We start from the raw sequence: 1649 nt of genomic DNA, 5'->3' as shown, positions 1-1649 counted from the left end.
AAAATCCCCGTCCTTCAGGGCGGGGAAGACTTTAAAAGTCCCTAGTCATGGCGGCGGGTCGGTAGCACTAATAGCCTGCGGAGTAACAGCCGGAACCATATTGGATACGAGATCAAGTAGCCTTTCTTCGAGTCCGAGGGAAATAACGTGATGCCAGTGGCAAAACCCCGACATCTGGCAAAATTTCCGAATTCCCCTCAGAGGCGCCCCTGTTAAATGTTGACATAAGAGCGCGATCGGTGAAGGATGAATCCTTGGATCCGTCCGATACCGGATACGTATCCCTCGATCGTCTTAAAAATCCGGGCCGGCCGCACTATATGAATTCCGAAAGGGGCAACCAAATGACCGTAAACAAAGATTTGATTGGCATCCGAAAATCGGCGGCCGTGGATCAGGGCCTGAGGGACCACATGGTGGGCACCTACAATCTCCTGCTGATGGGGCTGCTAGTGTCAGCCGGGACCGCCTGGGGAGTCGGACAGACCGGGATCTTTGAGGCGATGACCTCTGAGGCGGGCGGGATCTCTGGACTGGGTTTCCTCATTATCTCCGCACCACTTATCATCTTAATGGGAGGCGTGTTCTCGGGCTTTGCCACGTCGAGCGCGGTGGGCGTGTCGCTGGTCTACTGGCTCTTCGTAGCGTTCAACGGCATTAGCCTCGGGTTCCTTGCGAGCCATTATTCGGGATCGTCGGTCGTGACGGCCGCGCTCGGAACCGCCATCGCCTTCGGTGGGGCGTCCTTGTACGGCTACACCGCGAAGCGCGATCTGACGGCCATGGGTACGTTTATGTTCATGGGTCTAGTGGGTCTCATCGGAGCAAGCCTCCTAAACCTGTTCGTCGGAAGCTCGGCGCTCATGTTCGCGACATCTATCATCTCGGTCATTGTTTTCTCAGGCTTGGCGGCATGGGAGACGCAGATCCTAAAGGACGAGTACAGCCCCCATGCGCCCGCGTCGCAGATGCGAATGCTGCGGACAATGGCAGCCCTGAGCTTCTATCTGAACGTGATCAACATCTTCCAGAGCCTGCTGTTCCTCGGTGGCGACGACTGACCCGGATGCTTAAAGAGAAGGAGTGCGATATGACAGATAAACATCGTTACATTTCAACGGACTACTATTGGGGTCACATCTTCGACGAAAAGATCGGCGAGATCATGACCCAGTGGGTCTACGACACACAGACCAAAACTCTCGTAGGCGCATTAATCGCGAGCAACCGCTCCTGGGTCCCAGCATCCGATGAGGAACTCGCCGACATCGAAGACAGCATCAAGAACGCGAACCCCGATTCCCTCGAAAACCCGGATGACTGGGGACTTTCCTCGACCGAGGAGATCCCGGAAGCCTTTCGCGACATCGTGTCCTCGATGCCAACGATATAGATTCCGAGGCATGCGATTGCCGGACGCCTGGAATGGATAAGGATTCGTTTGTTGCGACGCACAATTTCGATGTATTCTATCGCTAAAACTCCGGTCTCGCCCCAGAGGCCGAACACCAATTAGGAAAGGATCCGAAATGATTGATAGGGCGGACGGCTAGGCATTTTGGTGAAGTCAATCGCTTCCATTATTGCGACCTTTTTGGACTGGTCTGGAGCCGGAATGTGAGGATCAGTACCACATCTGGCCCAGCTGC

The 1649-nt window shown here is 54.9% G+C and carries 2 protein-coding genes; both read left to right on the top strand.

The genetic code is table 11. The annotated features are described in order from the left end of the window. The first annotated feature begins 254 nt into the window (after window positions 1–254). Complete coding sequence (locus E1297_RS02055) at window positions 255–1061, top strand: Bax inhibitor-1/YccA family protein (RefSeq protein ID WP_155133272.1); 807 nt, start codon at window positions 255–257, stop codon at window positions 1059–1061. 29 nt (window positions 1062–1090) lie between these two features. Continuing rightward, complete coding sequence (locus E1297_RS02050) at window positions 1091–1393, top strand: hypothetical protein (protein ID WP_155133269.1); 303 nt, start codon at window positions 1091–1093, stop codon at window positions 1391–1393. Window positions 1394–1649 lie beyond the last annotated feature (256 nt).

The organism is Roseibium sp. RKSG952 (genome assembly GCF_009711355.1).
This window is presented reverse-complemented; position numbering and strand designations above follow the sequence as displayed.

Coding starts and splice junctions, on each gene's coding strand:
- E1297_RS02050 (WP_155133269.1), top strand. CDS start 1,091: ATGACAGATAAACATCGTTACATTTCAACGGACTACTATTGGGGTCAC.